General features: G+C 72.4%; 20 protein-coding genes and 1 pseudogene. 8 read left to right on the forward strand and 13 right to left on the reverse strand.

Annotation, left to right across the window (positions count from 1 at the left end):
- On the forward strand, positions 1-744 hold the full coding sequence (locus GR130_RS15025) for a TetR/AcrR family transcriptional regulator (protein ID WP_159505202.1): 744 nt from the start codon (positions 1-3) through the stop codon (positions 742-744).
- Positions 745-807: 63 nt separating this feature from the next.
- On the opposite strand, the gene GR130_RS15030 is transcribed toward GR130_RS15025, so the two are convergent.
- A complete protein-coding gene (locus GR130_RS15030) occupies positions 808-1,569 on the reverse strand; it encodes a GNAT family N-acetyltransferase (RefSeq protein ID WP_159505203.1) in 762 nt (253 codons plus the stop codon).
- A 506-nt stretch (positions 1,570-2,075) separates the two neighbouring features.
- Positions 2,076-3,245: an FAD-dependent oxidoreductase gene (locus GR130_RS15035; RefSeq protein WP_159505204.1), complete on the reverse strand. Its 1,170-nt coding sequence runs from the start codon at positions 3,243-3,245 to the stop codon at positions 2,076-2,078.
- Positions 3,246-3,407: 162 nt separating this feature from the next.
- Here GR130_RS15035 and GR130_RS15040 point away from each other — a divergent pair, with 162 nt between their 5' ends.
- Positions 3,408-3,992: a TetR/AcrR family transcriptional regulator gene (locus GR130_RS15040; RefSeq protein WP_236573023.1), complete on the forward strand. Its 585-nt coding sequence runs from the start codon at positions 3,408-3,410 to the stop codon at positions 3,990-3,992.
- Positions 3,993-4,544: 552 nt separating this feature from the next.
- Positions 4,545-4,997, forward strand: a complete 453-nt coding sequence (locus GR130_RS15045) for a hypothetical protein (RefSeq protein ID WP_159505205.1) — start codon at positions 4,545-4,547, stop codon at positions 4,995-4,997.
- 106 nt (positions 4,998-5,103) lie between these two features.
- Here the strand turns inward: GR130_RS15045 and rodA are convergent, their stop codons facing one another.
- The 5 genes and pseudogenes from rodA to GR130_RS15065 all read right to left on the reverse strand — a co-directional run bounded on the left by rodA (position 5,104) and on the right by GR130_RS15065 (position 10,401).
- A complete protein-coding gene (gene rodA, locus GR130_RS15050; RefSeq protein WP_443043602.1) occupies positions 5,104-6,300 on the reverse strand; it encodes a rod shape-determining protein RodA in 1,197 nt (398 codons plus the stop codon).
- A 68-nt stretch (positions 6,301-6,368) separates the two neighbouring features.
- Positions 6,369-6,722 (reverse strand): annotated as a pseudogene (locus tag GR130_RS41820) (DUF7639 domain-containing protein); the annotation flags it as partial.
- Positions 6,723-6,805: 83 nt separating this feature from the next.
- On the reverse strand, positions 6,806-7,552 hold the full coding sequence (locus GR130_RS15055; RefSeq protein ID WP_159505207.1) for a class I SAM-dependent methyltransferase: 747 nt from the start codon (positions 7,550-7,552) through the stop codon (positions 6,806-6,808).
- A gap of 64 nt (positions 7,553-7,616) precedes the next feature.
- Positions 7,617-9,266 (reverse strand): APC family permease, encoded by a 1,650-nt coding sequence (locus GR130_RS15060; protein WP_159505208.1) that lies wholly within the window; start codon positions 9,264-9,266, stop codon positions 7,617-7,619.
- A 196-nt stretch (positions 9,267-9,462) separates the two neighbouring features.
- Positions 9,463-10,401 (reverse strand): alpha/beta fold hydrolase, encoded by a 939-nt coding sequence (locus GR130_RS15065; protein WP_236573024.1) that lies wholly within the window; start codon positions 10,399-10,401, stop codon positions 9,463-9,465.
- A 64-nt stretch (positions 10,402-10,465) separates the two neighbouring features.
- On the opposite strand from GR130_RS15065, the gene GR130_RS15070 reads away from it, so the two are divergent.
- Positions 10,466-11,050 carry a helix-turn-helix domain-containing protein gene (locus GR130_RS15070; RefSeq protein ID WP_159505209.1) on the forward strand — a complete coding sequence of 195 codons (585 nt, stop codon included), beginning with the start codon at positions 10,466-10,468 and terminating at the stop codon, positions 11,048-11,050.
- 70 nt (positions 11,051-11,120) lie between these two features.
- A complete protein-coding gene (locus tag GR130_RS15075) occupies positions 11,121-11,678 on the forward strand; it encodes a DinB family protein (protein ID WP_159505210.1) in 558 nt (185 codons plus the stop codon).
- A 34-nt stretch (positions 11,679-11,712) separates the two neighbouring features.
- Here GR130_RS15075 and GR130_RS15080 read toward each other — a convergent pair whose 3' ends face one another.
- Complete coding sequence (locus GR130_RS15080; RefSeq protein ID WP_159505211.1) at positions 11,713-12,348, reverse strand: C39 family peptidase; 636 nt, start codon at positions 12,346-12,348, stop codon at positions 11,713-11,715.
- A gap of 110 nt (positions 12,349-12,458) precedes the next feature.
- A complete protein-coding gene (locus GR130_RS15085; RefSeq protein ID WP_236573025.1) occupies positions 12,459-13,190 on the reverse strand; it encodes a metal-dependent hydrolase in 732 nt (243 codons plus the stop codon).
- Between the two features lie 233 nt (positions 13,191-13,423).
- Here GR130_RS15085 and GR130_RS15090 point away from each other — a divergent pair, with 233 nt between their 5' ends.
- Positions 13,424-13,957: a SixA phosphatase family protein gene (locus GR130_RS15090; protein WP_159505212.1), complete on the forward strand. Its 534-nt coding sequence runs from the start codon at positions 13,424-13,426 to the stop codon at positions 13,955-13,957.
- Between the two features lie 108 nt (positions 13,958-14,065).
- Positions 14,066-14,875: an alpha/beta hydrolase gene (locus GR130_RS15095; protein ID WP_159505213.1), complete on the forward strand. Its 810-nt coding sequence runs from the start codon at positions 14,066-14,068 to the stop codon at positions 14,873-14,875.
- A 50-nt stretch (positions 14,876-14,925) separates the two neighbouring features.
- Here GR130_RS15095 and GR130_RS15100 read toward each other — a convergent pair whose 3' ends face one another.
- From GR130_RS15100 to GR130_RS15115, 4 genes are read right to left on the reverse strand one after another with little or no spacing between them, the layout of a single operon-like run.
- The gene (locus tag GR130_RS15100) at positions 14,926-15,714 is read right to left on the reverse strand and encodes a PIG-L deacetylase family protein (RefSeq protein WP_159505214.1); all 789 of its coding nucleotides are present in this window, start codon (positions 15,712-15,714) and stop codon (positions 14,926-14,928) included.
- Positions 15,715-15,750: 36 nt separating this feature from the next.
- The gene (locus GR130_RS15105) at positions 15,751-16,068 is read right to left on the reverse strand and encodes a hypothetical protein (protein WP_159505215.1); all 318 of its coding nucleotides are present in this window, start codon (positions 16,066-16,068) and stop codon (positions 15,751-15,753) included.
- Positions 16,065-16,670 carry an RNA polymerase sigma factor gene (locus GR130_RS15110; protein ID WP_159505216.1) on the reverse strand — a complete coding sequence of 202 codons (606 nt, stop codon included), beginning with the start codon at positions 16,668-16,670 and terminating at the stop codon, positions 16,065-16,067. Before GR130_RS15110 ends, GR130_RS15105 begins: the two co-directional genes overlap by 4 nt.
- A 17-nt stretch (positions 16,671-16,687) precedes the next feature.
- Entirely contained in the window at positions 16,688-18,190 is a 1,503-nt protein-coding gene (locus tag GR130_RS15115) for a sodium:solute symporter family protein (protein ID WP_236573026.1), read from the reverse strand.
- A 281-nt stretch (positions 18,191-18,471) separates the two neighbouring features.
- On the opposite strand from GR130_RS15115, the gene GR130_RS15120 reads away from it, so the two are divergent.
- Complete coding sequence (locus tag GR130_RS15120) at positions 18,472-19,212, forward strand: SDR family NAD(P)-dependent oxidoreductase (protein WP_236573027.1); 741 nt, start codon at positions 18,472-18,474, stop codon at positions 19,210-19,212.
- Positions 19,213-19,669 lie beyond the last annotated feature (457 nt).

The raw sequence follows: 19,669 nt of genomic DNA on the forward strand, positions 1-19,669 counted from the left end.
GTGCCAGCAGAGAACCCGCCCCGACCGGCCAAGAGCGAGCAGACCCGCACCCTGATCCTGGAGACGGCCATGCGGCTGTTCCAGGAACGGGGCTACGACAAGACCACCATGCGGGTCATCGCCAAGGAGGCCGGGGTCTCGGTCGGCAACGCGTACTACTACTTCGCGGGCAAGGAGCACCTGATCCAGGGCTTCTACGACCGGATCGCCGCCGAGCACCAGGCGGCGGTCCGCGACGTACTGGACCGGGAGACGGACCTGGAGGCGCGGCTCGCCGGGGTGCTGCGCGCATGGCTGGACATCGCCGCGCCGTACCACGAGTTCGCGGCCCAGTTCTTCAAGAACGCCGCGGACCCGGACAGTCCCCTCAGCCCCTTCTCGGCCGACTCCCGGCACGCACGCGAAGCGGCCATCGACGTGCACCGCGAAGTGCTGGCGGGCTCGAAGGCCAAGGTCCCGCCCGAACTCGCCGACGTGCTGCCCGAGTTGATGTGGCTGTCGCAGATGGGACTCGTCCTGTACTGGGTCTTCGACCGCTCGCCCGGCCGTGAGCGCAGCCGTCAACTGGCGGGCCGCGGCGCCCGGCTGACCGCCCGTGGGGTGTCCCTGGCCCGCTTCCGGGTCCTGCGCCCGCTGGTCCACGAAGTGCACGAGCTGTTCGCCGACTTCCTGCCCGGTATGGCCCAGACGGCGGTCGGGCGCAAGAAGGCAGCGGATCCGGGGCCGACCGGCGCCGGATCCTGACGGCCCCCGGTTCCCGGCGGGCGTGTCGTGTGCGGCGCTCGCCCGCCGTGGGGCGCGCCGGTGTCAGCCCGTGGCGATGCGCGCCGCCACGCAGGGGTCCTCGTTGCGGTAGCCGAGGCGGGTGTAGAGCCGCTCGGCGGGGGCGTTGTCGGCCAGCTGCCACAGGGTGCAGAAGCCGTGGTGGCGGATCGCGTAGCGGGTCAGCCAGGAGGTCAGCGCCGCGCCGAGCCCCTGGCCGCGCTGTGCGGCGTCGGTCGCGACCGACGCCATCAGCGGGGCGCCGCTGTCGCGCAGACTGCTCAGCGCACCGCACGCCACCAGCCGCCCGCCCGTGCCGCGGATCCCGGCCCAGAGGCTGACCGCCGAGGAGCCGGGGCCGGTCGAGTGGGCCGGGCTGTGTTCGGTGAGGAAGGCGAGCAGCTCGTCGTGGTGCGCCTCGCCGAGGACCACCACCCGCTCCTCGGCCCGGTGGACGGGGGGCTCCTGGACCGTCCAGCGGAAGACCCAGGCGATGGCGTCGGTCACCGGCAGGTGCCGGCCGAGCAGCGAATCGGTCCCTCGGGGTCCGGTGAACTCCGTGACGCGGCCCGGAAGTTGGTGCGCGGCGCGCAGTACGAGCCCGGCGGCGGCGGTGGCGTCGCCGACGCTCCACACATGGCCGCGCGGCTCGTCGAGCCAGGCGGCGGCACCGTCGCCGGACCAGCTGATCCGGTGGGCCGGACGCTGCCGCGCGGCGCCGAAGCGCAGCAGGGCGGAGCCGGCCTGCCGCTCCAGGCCCTGGTCGAAGAGGTCCGCGGTCCGGGGGACAAGGGTCGTTGCCTGCATCGCTCTCTGGGGAAGGACGTGAGGGGGCGGGGACGATCCGGGCGTGCGCAGGGCGCGGCCGGGGCCGTTGTACGGGGTATGAGGGAGGGGCATCCCGACGGGTCCCGCGCGCGGCGGCGCCCGGTCGGCAGGCTCACTGTGGCATACCGCCCCCGACCCGGGGCAAATCCGCGGCGCGGGCCGGAGCGGACGTCCCGCGACCAGGGGCGAATGGTGACGGACGGGGCGCGATCCGTGACCGGAACGCAGGCGCGGTCCGCGTAGGTCGCCCCGATGGGATCCACACCGTCCGTACCGGCTCCGCACCCCGCCTCCGGGTGGCGAACCGGGCCTGGCCGGGCGGTAGCCGCACCGCCCGGCGGGTGCCGATCAGCGGCCCCTCCCCGCCGCGGCGGCGGCAGCCTCCTGTGGGATGTGAAGCGTGCCAACGGGGGTGCCGCGCGGGCGCGTTCGGTGGTGTGCCGGCTGCCCGCCGTCCCGCGAGGGCGTCGAGCGCGTTCCCGCCCTCAGCTGGAGCGCATCCCCTCCAGGTCGGGGAAGAGCACCTCTTGCGCGTCGTCCACGGTGATCATGCGGTTCAGGCCCTCGCCGCAGGCTGTGGCGTGCTCGGCGGAGCGGGGGAGCATGACGTCCTCGTAGGCGCGGACGGCGCTGTCGAGGGTCGGTTCGGTGACGAGGGCCCGGGCGAGTTCGGCGCCGTCGAGCAGGGCGAGGTTGGCGCCGACGCCGAGCGGGGGCATCAGGTGGGCGGCGTCGCCGAGCAGGGTGACGCCGGGGAGGTGGTCCCAGGTGTGCGGTACGGGCAGGGCGTGCAGGGGGCGGTGGACGAAACCGCCGTCGTTGTCGCGGAGGAGGGCCAGCAGGCTCTCGTCCCAGCCGTCGTAGCGGCCGAGCAGATGGGCGCGTACCGCCGCGTCGTCGGTGAGGTCGAGGGCGGTGTGCCAGTCCTGCGGCGCGCGGAAGGCGCTGTAGACGCGGATGTGGCCGTTGCTGTTGCGCTGGGCGGTCAGGGCCTTGCGGCTGCCCTTCGCCGTCATGCTGCCGTGCCCGACGAGCCGGGCGATCCCGGGGTGGCGGGTGTCGCAGTCGTCGAAGGAGGACTCGACGAAGGTGACGCCCGTGTAGCGGGGGCGGGCGGCGGAGAGTGCCGAACGGACCCGTGACCAGGCACCGTCGGCGCCTATGACCAGGTCGAAGTCGTCGGTGGCGCCTCCGGTGAAGTGGACGCGGCAGGTGCCGTCGTCGAGCGGAGCGACCGCGTCGACGCCGGCGCCCCATCGGACGGTGCCCGGGGTGAGGGAGTTCAGGAGGAGGTCGCGGAGCTGGCCGCGGTCGATCTCCGGCCGGTCGGCCTCGTTCTCGGGCAGGAGGCGGCGCACCACGGTGGCGGTGTGGTCGAGCATGCGGATCTCCTGGCCCTCCGGTCGGGCCAGGGCACTGAATGCGTCGAACAGGCCGGCGGCCCGCAGCGCTTGCTGGCCGGTGTCGGCATGGATGTCGAGGGTGCCGCCCTGCGACCGGGCCTCGGGTGAGGGCTCGCGCTCGTAGACGGTCACGGTGCGGCCGTGACGTTGCAGGACGCGAGCACAGACGAGGCCGCCGAGACCGCCGCCGACGATCGCGATACGGGGGCTGCGGCGGTCTGCGGGGGTGTGCGTCACGTGCTGTGCGGACATGGCGGATCGCTCCTTTGTGGAGGGCACGGTCGGGAGGGTGGAAGGGACGGTGCGGCGGTGTGCCGGCGGACCGTCCTGCCTCACCCAGAAAAGCACAGCAGCTAAATAAGTGCAACAACTCAACTTTCGTATCCGGTCAACCGTTGCGGTAGGGTGGACGGCATGACAGAAGCGATGGGGCGTCGCGAACGCAAGAAGGCCCAGACGCGCAAGGCGCTGGCGGACGCCGCGCTACGGCTCTTCCTGGAGCGCGGCTACGACGACGTCGGCGTCAGGGAGGTCGCGGAGGCGGCCGACGTGTCGGTGACCACGCTGTTCAAGCACTTCCCCGGCAAGGAGGCCCTGGTCTTCGACGAGGACCAGGACCACGAGGCCGCCCTCGTCGCGGCGGTCCGTGACCGGGCTCCCGGCCAGTCCGTCCTCCACGCTCTGCGCGATCACCTGGTGGGTATGCGGGCCGCGTTCCGCGGCGACGATCCGGAATTCCGCGCCTTCCGGCGGATGGTGGAATCGACCCCCGTTCTCCAGGAGTACCAGCACCGCATGTGGCTCCGGTACGAGACCGCCCTGGCCGCCGCCATCGCCGAGGCGACCGGGGCGCCCGAGGGGGACCTCAAGTCCGCCGCGCTGGCCCGCTTCACCTTGGAGAGCCGGAATCTGCCGGGCACTCACGAGGACCCTGAGCGCGCCTTCCGTGAGATCTTCGACCTGCTGGAACACGGCTGGGGCCATGGGTTGGGGCGGTAGGACCCCGGGTCAGCTCAACCAGCCGTCGTCGTCCGGCAGTTGGAAGCCCTTCTCGAAATGACCGCCCTGGAGATCGGTATCGCGGTTGCCGATGCCGGCGGTCAGCGTGAACCCCTTTTCTCGTCCCCGATCCGGCAGTTGCGCTTCACCTCCGCCTTTCCCGCCGCACTGCCGTCCGGCCTGAGGCAGAGGCGGTCGACGGGATATCCGGCCCGCTTCAGCTCGGCCACCGTGTCGTCGTGGGCGTCCTGGTGCGGTCGCGCTCCGGCAGCCTCAACCGCAACCTGACCTCGTTGGAACCCCACGCCCTGCGGTCCCCCGCCCCGCGTCCGCGCTGGTCATCGAGGTCGAACTCCGGCCCTTACGGGATCCCCCCTACCTCGCCTACGGGGCGGCCCCGACCGGTCCCTGACGCAGGATCACTCCGGGTCTCGTCCGCGGGGGCGACGTAGGGGCGGCGATCGGGCCGGATGCTGGGAGCAGCCGTCCGGACAGGGCGGTGCCACCGCTTCGACCGCCGCCGCGGTCCGCATCGCCAAGGAGACGACCAGCATGAACGCCCGGAGCCCGCGCCCTGCCGCGCTGTCCGAGGAAGACCTCCAGCATCCGCGCAGCCAGGCTGCGTTCCGCGGGACGAAGTGGCTCGCTGGCGGCTACCTCGGCATCAGTGTGCTCACCCTCGTCGCCATCGTCGCGCTGCGCAACGACGCCGCGGTGGTGAACGAAGCGGTGTGGGTGCGTGGCGCCGTCGTCGCCGCCAGCGCGCTGCTGACGTTCGCGTTCGCCGTCCGGACGGCCCGCGGCTCACGCGGGGCGTACCGCAGGCTGCGGATCGTCTCCGCCGTCATGATCGCGGCCATTGCGGCCGTCATCGCGCTGCCGGGCACCTTCCCGATATGGCTGAAGGTCGAGCAGGGCGTCTGCGGGCTCGCGCTGATCGGGGTCGCCGTGCTCGTCAACGGGAAGCAGCTGCGGTCGGTGTTCGCCGCCCGGCGGCTCGGCTAGACCGGGGCCCGAACGGGCCCCTCGCCGCACACGCCGCCGGCTCCCGGGAATTCCTCCCCGGGAGCCGGCGGCGTACCGCACGGGGTGAGCCGGTCCGCGGCCCGGCTCAGGCCGACATCACCCGCTGGACCTTTATCGATTGCAGCAGGCCGATGGCGACCCACCCCGCGAACATCGACGACCCGCCGTAGCTCACGAACGGTAGTGGCAGTCCGGTCACCGGCATGATGCCGAGGTTCATGCCGATGTTCTCGAACGCCTGGAACGCCAGCCAGCCGACGATCCCGGCCGCGACCACCGTCCCGTACAGGTCGGGGCAGCTGCGGGCGATACGGCAGGCGCGCCAGAGCACCACGCCGATGAGGGCGATGATCAGGCCCGCACCGAGGAAGCCCAGTTCCTCGCCGGCGACCGAGAAGACGAAGTCGGTCTGCTGCTCGGGGACGAACTGGCCGTTGGTCTGGGCCCCCTGGAAGAGGCCCGACCCGGTCAGCCCGCCGGCGCCGATCGCGATCCGCGCCTGGCTGGTGTTGTAGCCGACGCCGGAGGGGTCGAGCGCGGGATCGGCGAACGCCGCGAACCGGTTGATCTGGTACTGGTCCAGCAGATGGAACTGCCAGACCGCCAGAGCGCCCACCACTCCGGTCCCCACCAGCCCCAGGACCCACCGCTTCGGTGCGCCCGCCGCGATCAGCATGCACAGCACGATCGCCACGATCCCGAGCACCTGCCCGAGGTCCGGGGTGAGCAGGATCAGCAGCGCGGGGAAGCCGCCCAGGGCCAGTGCCCGGATGATGCCGCGCTGGTCCGGGCCGGCCAGGTCGCCCGCGTCCACTCTGGCGGTGAGGACCACCGCCATCGCGATGATGATCGAGACCTTGACGAACTCCGCGGGCTGGATGGACAGCCCGCCGCCGATCACGATCCACCGCCGGGAGCCGTTGATCGTCGCGCCGACCGGCGTCAGTACCAGCGCGACCAGCACCACCGTGAGGACGTAGAGGATGGCCGCGGTGTCCCGCAGCCGCCGGTGGCCGTACCAGAGGGTGAGGGCCCCGAGGGCGAGGCCGATCCCGGTGTTGATGATGTGCCGCAGCACGAAGAAGTACGGGTCGCCCTGGTTCAGCTCCATACGGCCGCGGGTCGCGGAGTACACGAGCACCGCGCCGATGGTCGAGAGGGCGAAGGCCGATCCGAACAGCATCCAGTCCAGCCGCCGGATGATCGAGCCCCGCCCGAGGACTCTGCCCCAGGCCGACTTCGCACGAGTGGTCCCGCGCACGGGGTAGCTGACTGCGCTCACCTCGGCCTCCCGCCTGTACCGAGCCATGACACGCAGACAGTACCTTCAATGGTGAGCAACCTCTAAAGCTATCTGCGTGTCGGGATGCGTTGCGGTAGAACCGCGGCGTATTCGGCCGACGACTGCGATCCGCCCGGTGACGGCTGGTCCGTGGGCTGCGCCACCGGGGGGTGCCGGGCGATCGCCCGGGCCCCGGTCCCGGCTCGTGCGGCGAAGTTCCGGGCCCCCTCCTCGAAGGAGGCGATGGCCGCGCCGTCATCCTTCCGGGTGAGCGGCTTGTCGCGCCGGCTCTCCCGCTCGCCGCCGGAACCGGCCGCCGGCGCCCGGCGCGGCCCGTCCCTGTGGCCCCTGCCGCCGAGCGCGTGGTGGCGCCGGGCTTCGGGGACGGCCGGATACGCGGCGCGTGCGGCGGCCCCGTTCCCGTTCGTCCGGTCGGTGGGCCGGCGTCAACGGAGGCCAGGGGACGGGCGGTTGAGGGAGGCGCGCTGCGCACCGCGGAAGGGCTTCACCGACCGGTCGCGTCGCGCCGGAACAGGGCCGTCCAGAGGAACGGTTCGCCGTAGCGGCCGGACTCGGGGGATTCGTCGTGCATGCGGCGGAGTTCGAGCTCGGTGAGGCCGGCGAAGATGTGGCGCAGCGACTCGGGGGTGTAGGCCAGGCCGCCGTGGAGGCGGGACTGGCGGTAGAAGTCGGCGTCGGGGAGTTCGGATCCCATGCCCTGGTCACCGGCCGCGAAGCAGACGAGGGCGAGATGGCCGCCGGGAGCCAGGGCGCGGTCGAGGAGGTCCAGGTAGCTGAGGCGGCGGTGCGGCGGCAGGTGGTGGAAGCAGCCGGAATCGTAGATCAGGTCGTAGGGGCCGCGGAGTTCGGTGCCGACGAGGTCGAAGGCGTCGCCGCAGTGGAACCGGACCCCGGCCTGTGCCTCGCGGGCCCGGTCGGCGGCCCAGGCCACGGCCGTGGGGGAGAGGTCGACGGCGTCCACGGTGAAGCCCCGTGCGTCGAGGTGGAGGGCGTTGCGGCCCGGGCCGCAGCCCAGGTCGAGGGCGCGGCCGGTGGTGATCAGACCGCGGTCGAGGTACGAGACCAGGTTCTCGTCGGGCTTCGCGACGAAGAACGGCACGTCTTTGGTGCGGTCCGCGTAGAACCCGTCCCACCAGGAGGCCCCGGTCTCCGACCAGCGGTCGGCGTCCGGAGTGAACAGACCGTCCAGGAGCCTGAGTACGTCGTCCACGGTGCGTATGCTGCGGTCCATCCGGTCCCCCTTCGAGGATCTTCCCCGTTCGGGTGATTCTATGATCCCGAGGGCGGTTTCGCACTCATCGTCCGGTCACCACCTCCACGGACCCGATGTACTCCTGCGTCTGGGGGGCCGGCAGTCGCACGGAGTGCGCCCAGAAGTAGATGGCCAGGCTGAACACCGCGATGAGGGCGATGTCCCACCACAAGGGGAGGGCGTCCGTCGCGCCGCAGGAGACCTTGGATGCCGGGCCCGTACTGCAGAAGCCGCCCTGCCAGGAGATGACGCCCATGCCCACCAGGTACACCGGCAGCCACTGCGCGTTCCGCCAGTTCGGCTGCGGGGCCCTGGGGTTGAGCCTGAGCAGCGCCGAGCCGCCGAGGAGCAGGTAGCCGAGCACGATCGCCACGCCGAGGCGCCACAGGGTGTCCCAGCCGGTCCAGTAGATGATCAGGTTCGCGACGACGAAGGCCACCGGGGCCCAGAACAGTCCGCCGGGCAGGCGGTACGGACGCGGCCGGTCCGGGTCCTGCTTGCGCAGGCAGCCGAAGGCGAGCGGGGCGCCCGCGTACATCAGCACGCTGGCGGAGGTGACGAAGCCGACCAGCTTCTGCCAGGTGGGGAACGGCAGGAAGACGATCAGCCCGATGGCGAACGCGAAGAGCAGGCCGAACCACGGGACACCGCCCTTGCTGGTGCGCTCGAAGACCTCCGGCACATAGCCGTTGCGGGAGAGGCCGTACGAGATGCGGGAGGTGGCGGTCGTGTAGATCAGGCCGGTGCCGGTGGGGGAGATGACCGCGTCCACGTACAGGAGGGTGGCCAGCCAGCCGAGGCCGATGGAGCCGGCGAGTCCGGCGAACGGGCCCGCCTTGCCGCTGAACGAGAGGTCGGCCCAGCCGCCGTGGGCGAACGCGCTGTGCGGGAGGGCGCCGATGAACACCACCTGGAGGCCCATGTAGATGAGGACGCCGATCAGGATCGAGCCGATGACCGCGCGGGGGATGTCGTGGGCCGGATTCCGGCTCTCGCCCGCCAGTTGGTCGGCCTGCTCGAAGCCGAGGAGGGCGAAGATGACGCCGCTGGTGCTGATCGCGGAGAGCACGCCCTTGGCACCGAACGGGGAGAAGCCCCGGTAACCGAAGTTGCCGGCCCGGAAGGTGGCGGCGGCCATCACCACGATGGTGAAGACCGGGACCGCCACCTTCCACCACGTCGCCACGCTGTTGGTGTGCGCCAGCCACTTGACGCCGAAGAAGTTGACGACGACGAAGAACGCCATGAAGGCGACGGCGAGACCGTAACCGGCGCCGGTGAGATGGTTCTTCTCGGTCTGGACCCAGGGGACGTGCACGCTCAGGTAGTTCAGCGACGCCATGACCTCGATGGGCGCCACGGCGACCGCCTGCAACCACGAGAACCAGCCGAAGGACGCCCCGGCCGCGCTGCCGAACGCGTAGTGCGGAAAGCGCGCGGTGCCGCCCGCGACCGGGTACATCGCCCCCAGCTCGGCGTGCACGAACGCCAGGATGATGATGGCGACGGCGCCGATGCCCCAGGAGACCAGCGCCGCGGTGCCGGCCGCCTGCGCGGCGAACAGGGCGCCGAACAGCCACCCGGATCCGATGATGGACCCTTCCGAGGCCCAGATCAGTCCGATCAGCCCGATGTCCCGCTTGAGGCCGGGATTCCTGGGCGCGGCCGGGGCGGCCGGCTGGTGCATCTCCATGGTGCGTGCCCTTGTTCTGCCGGGGATGGGTGCGACGGGCGCAGTGAGCTATGCGCGGTTACGGGAGGTTTGCACCCATACTTCAGGAAGGACGCGGGGGAGAACGGCAGCGCCGCGCCGGGGTGTCGGCGCGCGGTCCCCCGCGATGGGCGCGCGAGGGGTGCGCGCCACCAGGGGCCCGGGTTGGCGGCGGCGGTCAGTCGCCGGGCCGGGCGAGCAGGTCGGTGATGGCCTGGAGTACCGCGTCCGGGCGCTCCTCGTGCGGGAAGCCGTGGCCGGCGTCGTCGAGGACGCGGTGTGCGCCGCGCGGTACGGACGCGGCCAGTTGGGCGTGCAGGGCGCACTTGCCCCTGTTGATCTCGCGGAGGGTTTCCTCGGACCAGAGCTGGGACTGGGTGGCGTCGTAGCCGGTCGCGCTGAGCACGATCAGCGGGACGTCGGGGAGGGCAGGGGCGTGCCGGAGCTCGTCGGCGACCTCGTCGTAGACGTTCCTGCCCTCGCGCAACGCGGTCCGCCAGGCCGTGAGGTGGTAGTCGACGAGCGGTTCGCGCACGGTGTCCGGCCATGCGGCGAAGAGCGGCGCGATCTGGGTGCGGGCGGTGTCGAGCTGCTCCCGGGTGGGCTCCGGCGGCTCCTCCTGGCCGGTCATCAGGGCGAGCTTCTCCCGGACTTCGCGGGGTGCGCGGTCGCGGATGTCCTCGTGGAAGGGGTCGAGGAGGAGCAGGCCGGCGACCTCGTCGGGGAAGCGCTGGGCGAAGTGGCGCGCATAGGCCCCGCCGAGGGAGTGGCCGACCAGGACGTACGGGCCGGGGACCGCGGCGGTACGCAGGAGACCGTGCAGCTCGCCGACGACGTCGGCGGCGGTGCGGGGAAGGCCGACCGGTGAGCTCCAGCCGGTGCCGGCCCGGTCGTAGAGCACGCTCGTGGTCAACTCGGCCACCCGGTCGTGGGTGTTGAGGAAGTCCAGGCCGATGAGACCGGCACCGGGGAGGAAGACCACGGTGGGTCCGCCGGTGCCGGAGCGGTGCAGCATCAGCCGGCGGCCGGGCGCGACCTCGTACAGGTGGCCCAGGGGCGGCTCGGTGGTCGGGGTGACGGCGGTTCCGGGGCGGCCGTCGGTCGGCTGGAGTGGCATGGGGGCTCCCTCGTTCGAATGTTCTCAACTTTGAGAAACGTATCCGACGTGAGAACATTCGTCCATGGACAGCGTCGAACTGCTTCTGCACCCGGTGCGGCTGCGCATCGTGCACGCCATGTCCGGCGGGCGGACGCTCACCACGTCCGAGCTGTGCGCCCTGCTGCCCGACGTGTCCAAGGCCACCGTCTACCGGCACGTCGGCACGCTGGCCGACGGCGGCCTCCTCGAAGTGGTCGGCGAACAGCGGGTGCGCGGCTCGGTCGAACGCCGCTACCGGCTCCAGCGGGCGCGGGCGGTGGTCGACGCGGAGACCGCGGCCGCGGTGCCCGTGGAGGACCACCGCCGGATCTTCGCGGTGGCGATGGCCGCGCTGCTCGCCGAGTTCGACGCCTACCTCGACCGGGACGGGGCCGACCCGACCGCCGACTCCGTGGGCTACCGGCAGCACGCGGTCTGGCTCAGCGAGGAGGAACTGGCCACGCTGATCGGCCAGATGCGCGCGGCGATCCTCGGGCAGCTGGCGAACGAGCCGTCGCCGGACCGCAGGCGGTATCTGCTCAGCCCGATCCTGTTCCCGGCGGAGCAGGTGCCGACCGCTGCGCCTGACGGCCCGCGGCGGGATGATCCTCAAGACCCGGGGAAGTAGGGTGGGTCCGGTGGCGCGCCGCCGGACCCCTCCGCCGACTCACCCGCCGGAACCCGTAACGGAGTTGACGATGAGCACCAGCGGTCCGCGCAGAAGAGCCGAACTGTTCGTCGACGAGGAGCGGGACGACCGGCTCGACGCGCCCACCACCGGCGACGAACGCGCCGTGCTCGCCGGCTTCCTGCGCGCTCAGCGCAGGACCCTGGAACTGAAGTGCTCCGGCCTGGAAGCGGAGCTGGCGCGCCGCTCCGTCGCACCCTCCACGCTCTCGCTGCTCGGGCTGGTCAGGCATCTCGCCGACGTCGAACGCCGCTGGTTCCGGTACGTCCTGGCCGGCCAGGAGGCGCCGCGGCTCTTCTCCTCCACGGCGCACCCGGACGGCGACTTCGACGGCGCCGTGGCCGACCCCACCGTCATCGCCGCGGCATGGGAAGCCTGGCGCGCCGAGGTGGCGTTCGCCGATGCCTTCGTCGCCGCGGCGCCCGGACTCGACGTCGCGGGCGACGACGGCTGGCGCGGTCGGGTGTCGCTGCGGTGGGTGCTCATCCACATGATCGAGGAGTACGCCCGGCACAACGGGCACGCCGATCTGCTCCGTGAACGCATCGACGGGGCGATCGGCGTGTGACCGGGCGCGGGAGTACGGGAACCGCCGAGGGGCGTCAGGGCCGCGGCCCCAGGACGACGCCGCGGCCCGCGTAGACCCGGTCGAAGGTCTCCCAGGGCACGCGGGCGAACTCCTGCGAGTGCGCCGGGAGTCCGGAGGGGTTGTGGACGACGAGATGGTCGTCCGTGCTGCCGACGGCCAGCACCAGGTGACCTCCTCGGTGCGGCGGCCGGGGGTCGGCGTCCCGGATGGACGGATGCACCGAGAGCAGCGGCAGCCTGCCGGCGGCGACGAGTCCGGGGATCTCGCTCCGCGGGAGATCGGGCCGGGACTGCGCGGTCAGGCCCCAGCGGCGCTCGACGTAGGCGGCGAACGGCGCGTAGACCAGACCGTGCAGGCCCTCGTCGTGCCGCACATAGGCACCGGCCTCAAGGCACTCGGCCGCCAGCTCCATCGCGGTCGGTGCGGCGTCCCGCCAGTACGCGAGCGCCATCCGCAGGCACGCCACACCGCACAGCCGCCAGGACCACCACGCGTACTCCTCGGGGCTCCGGGCCCCGTACGCCGACCAGCGCGGATCCTCCGCCGCCGACATCGCCCCGCTGAGGATCGCGGGAACGAGCTCCGGGGACGCCCACTGCGAGTGGTACGGGACCGGGTGAACACGTGCGGAGGTGCGGGAGGTCGCCATGCCCCGCAGTCTGCCGCAACGGCCGCGGCGGGGCGGGCCCGGACGTGCCGCGGGGCGCGGTCCGGGCGGCGACCCCGGCCCGTCGGCCCCCCGGAACTGCCGGACCGGCCCTAGCTGAAGGAGTGCGGCGAGAGCGCCGTGAACCAGAGCAGCACGACGGTGGCGACGCCCATGATCGGGGTGAGTATCTCGGTCTCCAGCTTGTTGCCGCTGTGCTTGATGATGACGATCTCGTAGCGCGTCTTCAGCGGCCAGAGCCACGGTGCGCCCTGCTTGGTGATGGAGTCCCCGAGCAGGTGGGCCAGGCAGCCGAGCCCGATCGCGTACGGCAGCCAGCCTGGGGCCGAGGGGATGAACTTGGCGATGACGCCGGTGCCGATGCCGGCCATGGCGACGATCGTGCTCCAGGCGGAGAAGCCGTGGCCGGGCGGGCAGAGGTTGAGGGCGCGCACCGCGAGGGCCAGCAGGAAGAAGGTCATGACGAGCGTGAAGGGCCGGCCCAGGTACGTCACCCCGGCCCAGGTGCCGGCCGTCATCAGGGCGATGAAGAACAGCGAGTGGGTGGCGTGCCGGTGGCCGCCGGAGATCCACGCGACGAAGCGGCACAGGACCTTGGAGACCGGGCCGAGGAAGTTGGCGATGGTGCCGTCGTGGTGGTCCAGGTCGGGCAGCAGCGCGGCACCGGCGCACAGCACCGTGCCCATCAGGATCTCCTGCGGCGTCAGGTGAGTGTGCATCAGCAGCGGCGGCAGAAAAGGTGCGGTGCCCGCGAAGAGCAGGGCGCCGCTCACCGCGTGCGAGTGGCCCATCATGGTGGGTGTGTCCTCCCCGTTCGGTGGCATGCCGGTGACATGCCCTCAACATCGGCGGAGACGCTATCAGCGTGATCGCATCAGGTGGGCGGGGGGCCGGTGGTCCTGGCCACGGGGAGTGGACCGCGGAACGGTACGGAGGAGGCGCGGACGCGGACGCCGGCGCATCCGAATCGCGGCGTCCGCCGCCGCGGGGACGGCGGCGCGGGATGCGAGACTCGCCCGAGACGGTCGCCGCTCACCGAGACAGGGAGGCCACCCCCATGCAAGGACCGCGCCGACTGGTCGTCCTCCGGCACGCCAAGTCCGCCTGGCCGCCGGACGTCGCCGACCACGACCGCCCGCTGGCCGGGCGGGGCCGGCGTGACGCGCCGGCCGCGGGACGCTGGCTGCGCGACGCCGACTGCGTACCCGACCTGGTGGTCTGCTCCACCGCCGCCCGCGCCCGCGAGACGTGGGAACTCGCCGCCGCGCAGCTCCCGGCCCCGCCGCCGGTCCGCCACGACCCCCGCCTCTACGCCGCGGAGCCCGCCGACGTCATCACCGTCGTCCGGGAAACCCCCGACGACGTAGGGACGTTGCTGCTGGTCGGCCACAACCCGGCCGTCCAGGACGTGGTGCTGCGGTGTGCCGCCCAGGCTCTGGGCGACGCCCTGGACCGTGCCCGGGAGAAGTTCCCGACCAGCGCGATCGCGGTCCTCGCGCAGCGCGGCACCTGGTCGGCGGCCGGCCCGCGGACGGCTCTGCTCACCGACTTCGCCGTGCCCCGCGGGACACGGCCGTCCGACGCCGGGTAGCGCGTCCGGCCCGTAGCGGAAGCGGGAGTTGCCGCTGGGGGAGACGGGCCGGAAGCAAGGGGCGGGAGTGGACACCGGGCGGCGCACGGCCGCAATAGGCTGATAACCATGCAGCAGCGTCAGCTCTCCTCGCACCGTGGCCACCCCGCCCTCTCGTACGTCGACTTCGGCGGCAGCGGAACACCGCTACTGCTGCTCCACGGCACCTTCGGCAGGGGAGCGATCTTCGCGGAGCTGGCGCGGGGGCTCGTGGCGCACGCCCGGGTCATCGCCCCGGACCAGCGCGGCCACGGTCTGAGCGACCGCACCGACGGCTATGCGCGCGAGGACTTCGTCGAGGACGCCGCGCATCTGCTGCGGGCGCTGGGCCTGGGGCCCGCGGTGGTCCTCGGGCACTCGTCGGGCGGTGTGACGGCTTTTCAACTCGCCACGCACCACCCCGATGTGGTGCGCGCGCTGGTCATCGAGGACGCCGGTCCGCTGATGCGCCGGCCGGAGATCGCCCATCCGGTGCTGGACGTACGGGGCTGGCCCGCCTCCGCCCCCACGAAGGAGGAACTCGCCCGGCAGGTGGCGGAGGCGGCCGGCATGGCGGACGTCGGCTACTTCCTCCAGAGCGCGGTCCGGGACGAGGAACGGGGCCGGTGGCGCTTCCTGTTCGACTGGGACGACATGATGGCCGTCCAGGAGGGCAACACGGGGGAGTGGTGGGCCGACTGGCTCGGCTCGACCTGCCCCGCCCTGGTGCTCCGCGGGGGCGGCAGCACCATGCTGCCCGCCGACCTGGCCCGGGAGATGGTCGACCGCCGGGCCGATACGCACCTGGTCTCCTTCCCGGACGCCGGGCACTGGATTCACGACGACGATCCGGCGGGCGTCGCCGCCGCGGTGACGGAGTTCCTGCGCCGGGTGGGGTGAGGGGTGGCTGGTGGCGCAACTGTCGTACCGGGACCTGGCGTTGCCTGCGGTCATTGTGCGCGCTGTTCGGCGGTGGGTGGCCGGTGTGCCGGCCGTAGGGCCACCTCGGTGAACCATTCCCGGCCCAGCAGCAGTCCGAAGAGTGGGGCGGGTAGGCGGATCAGCGTCCTCATCACCGGGGCCAGCCGACCGTTTCCGGTGACCTGGGAGCGGTGTGCGGCCAGTGCCGCCCGCTTCTGCCGGGCGAAGCGCCGGACGTCGAGGGTGTGGGTGATGGCGGAGCGCGGGCTGTAGGCGGTGCGCAGCGCTTCCGGGTCGTAGCGGAACGGGATCCGCAGGACGCGGATCAGGCGCACCGTGAGGGCGATGGTCTCGCGCGGCATGGTGGCCTCCAACAGGCGTGGCGTAGCGGCCAGTTCGACGGCGCGCCGAGCCACCTGGTGCACCTTGACGTGGTCGCGGTGGCCGTAGCCGCCATGTGCGTCGTAGCTCAGGAGCAGGTCGGCGTCCTCCTCGCGCAGCAGGGCGGCGAGGCGTTCGGCGGCCTCCTCCGTGTCCGCCCGTGCGAAGCGCGTCCGGCCCGGCGGGTCGGGGTAGAGCACCGGGCCGTGGCCGCTGTCCGCGTATCCCAGGTGGACGACCCGGTGCGCGCCGAGGACCTCGGCGCTCGCCCGGAGTTCGCGCAGCCGGGGCGACTCGGTGTGCGGGCCGGCGGCCAGGTGGTCGGTGGCGACCGCGATCACCACCCGGTGGCCTTCGGCGGCGGCACGGGCGAGCGTGCCGCCGGTCATCAGCACTTCGTCGTCGGGGTGTGCGTGGAACGCGAGGACGGTTGCCATGGGGCCATTGTGCGGGAGGCGTCCGGGCGCGCCCGCTCAGGAGGACGCGGGCGGGAACGGGATGCCCGCCCCGGTGCGGTTGTCGTCGTAGATGACGTGGGTACTGGCCGAGCCCTTGCCCAGGACCAGGAGGCCGATGAGACAGACGACGGTGACGACCACGAGCACCATGGTGGCGATGAGGGCCTTGCGGTGGTAGGCGCGGCGGCGCCAGTGGGCCTGGCCCTTGCGGTACGCCTGGGGAGGGGCCGATACGGAACAGGCGAGCTCGTCGAAGGCCCGGCGGAGCCAGTCCTCTTCCTCGTCCATCGCGGGCTCCGCCTTCTCGCTTGCGGGGTGTGCCTTGTCGATCACCGGAGGGCACCCCGCAGCACGCTCTTGAGCTTGGTCATGCCGCGTGCGGTGTGCGACTTCACGGCCCCGGGCGAGATGCCCATGGTCGCGCTGATCTCCGATTCGCTCAGGTCCAGCCAGTACTTGAGGACGAGTGCCTGGCGCTGGCGCGCGGAGAGCGAGCGCAGCGCCGCGACGAGGGCGTGGTGGTCGTCTTGGAGGAGTACCTGGTGCTCGGCCGAACTGACGTGTTCGTCGACCTCGCGGTGGGCGTGGCGGCGGGCGACGCGCAGGTGCCGGATCCGCATCCGCGTGAGGTTGCAGACGATGGAGCGGAGATAGCCGGCCGCGGCCTCCGGTGTCTTCAACTTGGGCCAGCGCCGGTGCAGTTGGTAGAACGCCTCGGAGACGATGTCCTCGGCGTCGGCGTCCGCGCCGAGGAGCACCGCCAGCCGCAGCAGCTGGGTGTAGTGGGTGTCGAAGAGATGGGCGATGGCGGCCTGCCGGTCGGCGTCGCTCAGGTCGAGGGCGAGCGGGGTGAGGCGGGCCGGCGGGGCGGTGCCGACCGGGGCGGGGCCGGGCTGCGGTGCGGGAGGGGTCTTCGTGGTGGTGTCGCACGTCATGGTGGTGGCGTCCTTGGTCAGTCGACGATGACGGTGTATTTGGATCCGCGTCGTTCCAGGGGCGGGCCGGAGAGGGTGGAGTCGCTGTTGCGGGGGATGCCGAGGCGGTCCAGCACGGGCGTGAGCACCGCGGAGACGGCCAGGTTGAGGGCGAGGGCCGTCAGCGCCGCGTAGACGGAGGCGTGCAGCGGGCCGAGGGAGAGGTTCACGACGGACGAGAAGTCGTGCAGGCACAGGAGCGCGGTGCCGGCCGCCATCCCGGCGGCCCAGCCGGCGATCAGGGCGCGGTGGTGGAACCAGCGGGTGAAGAGCGAGATCGCCACGGCGGGCAGGGTCTGCAGGATCCAGACGCCGCCGAGGAGATGGAGGTTGACCGCGTCCTGCGGGTGCAGGACGAGGGCGAAGAGCACCGCGCCGGCCATGATGCACAGGGAGCTGGTGCGGGCGATCCGCACCTCGTGCTTGGGGGTGGCGGTGGGGTTGAGGTACTCGGTGTAGATGTTCCGGACGAGCAGTGTGGCCATGCTCATGGACATCACGCAGGCGGGCAGCAGGGCGCCGACCGCGAGGGCGCCGAAGAGGAGCCCGGTCAGCCAGTCGGGGGTCAGGGTGCGGATCAGGAGGGGGACGGCGAGTTCGGCGTGGCCGGGCCGGGCCCGTACGCCCGCGGCCAGGGCGGCGACGCCCAGCAGGGCGGTCAGGGCGAGCGAGGCGGCCCAGAGGGGGAGTGCGGCGGTGGCGGCGTGCAGCCGACGGCGGTCGCCGGCGGCCAGCGCGACCGTCACGATCTGCGGGTACATCGGCTGGGCGAGCGCCGTGCCGAGGGCGAGGGTGGCGTAGGCGAACGCGGACTGCGGCGGGACGACCAGGGCCAGTCCTTCGCCGGAGAGCCGGTGGCCGGCGGCGGCGAAGACCGCGCCGGGGCCGCCGAGGCGGGTGATGGCGAGGACGAGGGTGACGGCGAGCGCGGTGGTGGTCAGCAGCGCTTTGACGGGGGCGATCCGGGCGGTGGCGCGCAGTCCGGCCGGCTGGGTGGCCGCGGCGCAGAGCCCGAAGAGCAGTGCCAGGCCGAGGCAGCCGGCGGCGGTGCCGGCCGGGAGGCCCATCGCGTCCAGCAGGGTGGCCATACCGATGACCTGGAGGGCCAGGTACGGCATGGTCGCGAGGATTCCGGTGAGGGCCACGGCCAGCGCCAGCGCGTGCGATCCGTGCCGGGCGCGTACGTAGTCGGCCGCGGTCACCATGCCGTGCCGGGCCGCGACGCGGTGGAGCCGGGGCAGTACCAGCGTGATCAGCGGGGTGAGCAGGAGGAGGTAGGTGAGTGCGTAGAGCGCCAGCCCGCCCGCGCCGAACATCAGCCCCGGGACGGCCACATAGGTGTAGGCGGTGATGACCGTGCCGCCCATGAGGAAGCCGGTGGGCAGCGTGCCCAGTCGTCCGCCGCCCAGTGCCCAGCCTCTGGGGTGCGGAAGTTCTCGGGACGGCCGGCCGGCGACCCCGACCAGCACCGCCCCGCACACGACGAGCGCGAACGGGACGAACAGTGCCGCGTTGATGACTACCCCCTCGATCGGCGGGCGGTCCCTCTCCGTGGCGGCCCCGGCGGACGGGCGGGCGGCGACGGGGCAGGCGAGAGACCCCCACTCCCACCTTCATATTCCATAATGTGGAATATGAATTCCATGCACTGATACCCTAGGGATTGCCCCACGGGCCGTCAAGGCTCTTTTGCCCGCACCGCGGGCGGCCGGCCCGGGAGATGAAATGGCCCCTTTCTGAAGGCAGTTATGCGGAGGTCTGTGTGAGTGAACAACGCGTTGCCCTCATCACCGGTTCGTCCTCGGGAATCGGCGCCGCCGTCGCGCGCCGTATGGCGGACGCCGGACTGCGCGTGGTGGTGAATTCGGCCTCGTCGGTCCGTGCCGGTGAAGAACTCGCCGCCGCGCTGCCGGACGCGGTCTACGTCCAGGGCGATATCTCCGACCCGGCCGACGCCCGGCGTATCGTCGAGACCGCGGTCGAGGCGTTCGGCCGGCTCGACATTCTGGTCAACAACGCCGGCCGCACCCGGTTCATCCCGCTCGGCGACCTGCCGGCCGCCGGACCCGCGGTCTGGCGCGACATCTTCGACGTCAACGTCTTCGGCACCTGGCAGGTGATCACCGCGGCCGTGCCGCACCTGAAGGCGACCGGGGCCGGATCGATCGTCAACATCTCCTCGGTCTCCGGCAGCCGGGCGATGGGCAGTTCGATCCCCTACGCCGTGAGCAAGGCCGCCGTCGACCACATGACGCGGCTGCTCGCCGCCACCCTCGGCCCGGACGTCAGGGTCAACGCGGTAGCGCCCGGCCTGGTCGACACCGCCTGGTACGACGGGGCCCAGGAGGTGTGGGAGGGCTCGCGGGACTGGATCACCGCCAACACCCCGCAGCGCCGGGTCGGTACGCCCGAGGACGTCGCCGAGGCGGTGCACGCGGTGGCCCACGCCGCGTACACCACGGGCGAGGTGCTGCTGGTGGACGGTGGCCGGCATCTGGTGTGAGCGAACGGTTCACGCCTGAGGCGGGGTGTCCGGAACGCGTCGGCCGGAGAACGGGTCGGTCCCTGGGGCCGGCCCGTTCGCGTCGTGGCGCGCGGTACGGAGTGGCGCAGGTCACTCCAAGAGGTGCGGCCGGGGCGTAAACCGAACGGGATTCCCGCGCAACTCATGACTGAAAGCCACCGGCGATCGCACGGTGAGAGGACGGCGCAAGCGCGATGGGGCGCCTGCGCGCATTTTCCTCTGGGACGTCCACGTCTTCTTTCGCTGCCGGTTTTCCAGTTTCACGGGGCGGGGGTTTCCTTCGGCTGCGGTCGCATTCGGCCGCCGGTGTGGTGCACGCGCCGGCGCCGCGCGATTCCGCATGCCCGGGTGCCGGGGCGGATGTTTTCCCGCGCCTCATTCCCCTTACCAGCGCGGCGGTTGCCGTGCGGCGGTCCGGCATGCCCTGCCGGAAGCC

Origin of the sequence: Streptomyces sp. GS7, assembly GCF_009834125.1 — a bacterium.
Classification (GTDB): domain Bacteria; phylum Actinomycetota; class Actinomycetes; order Streptomycetales; family Streptomycetaceae; genus Streptomyces.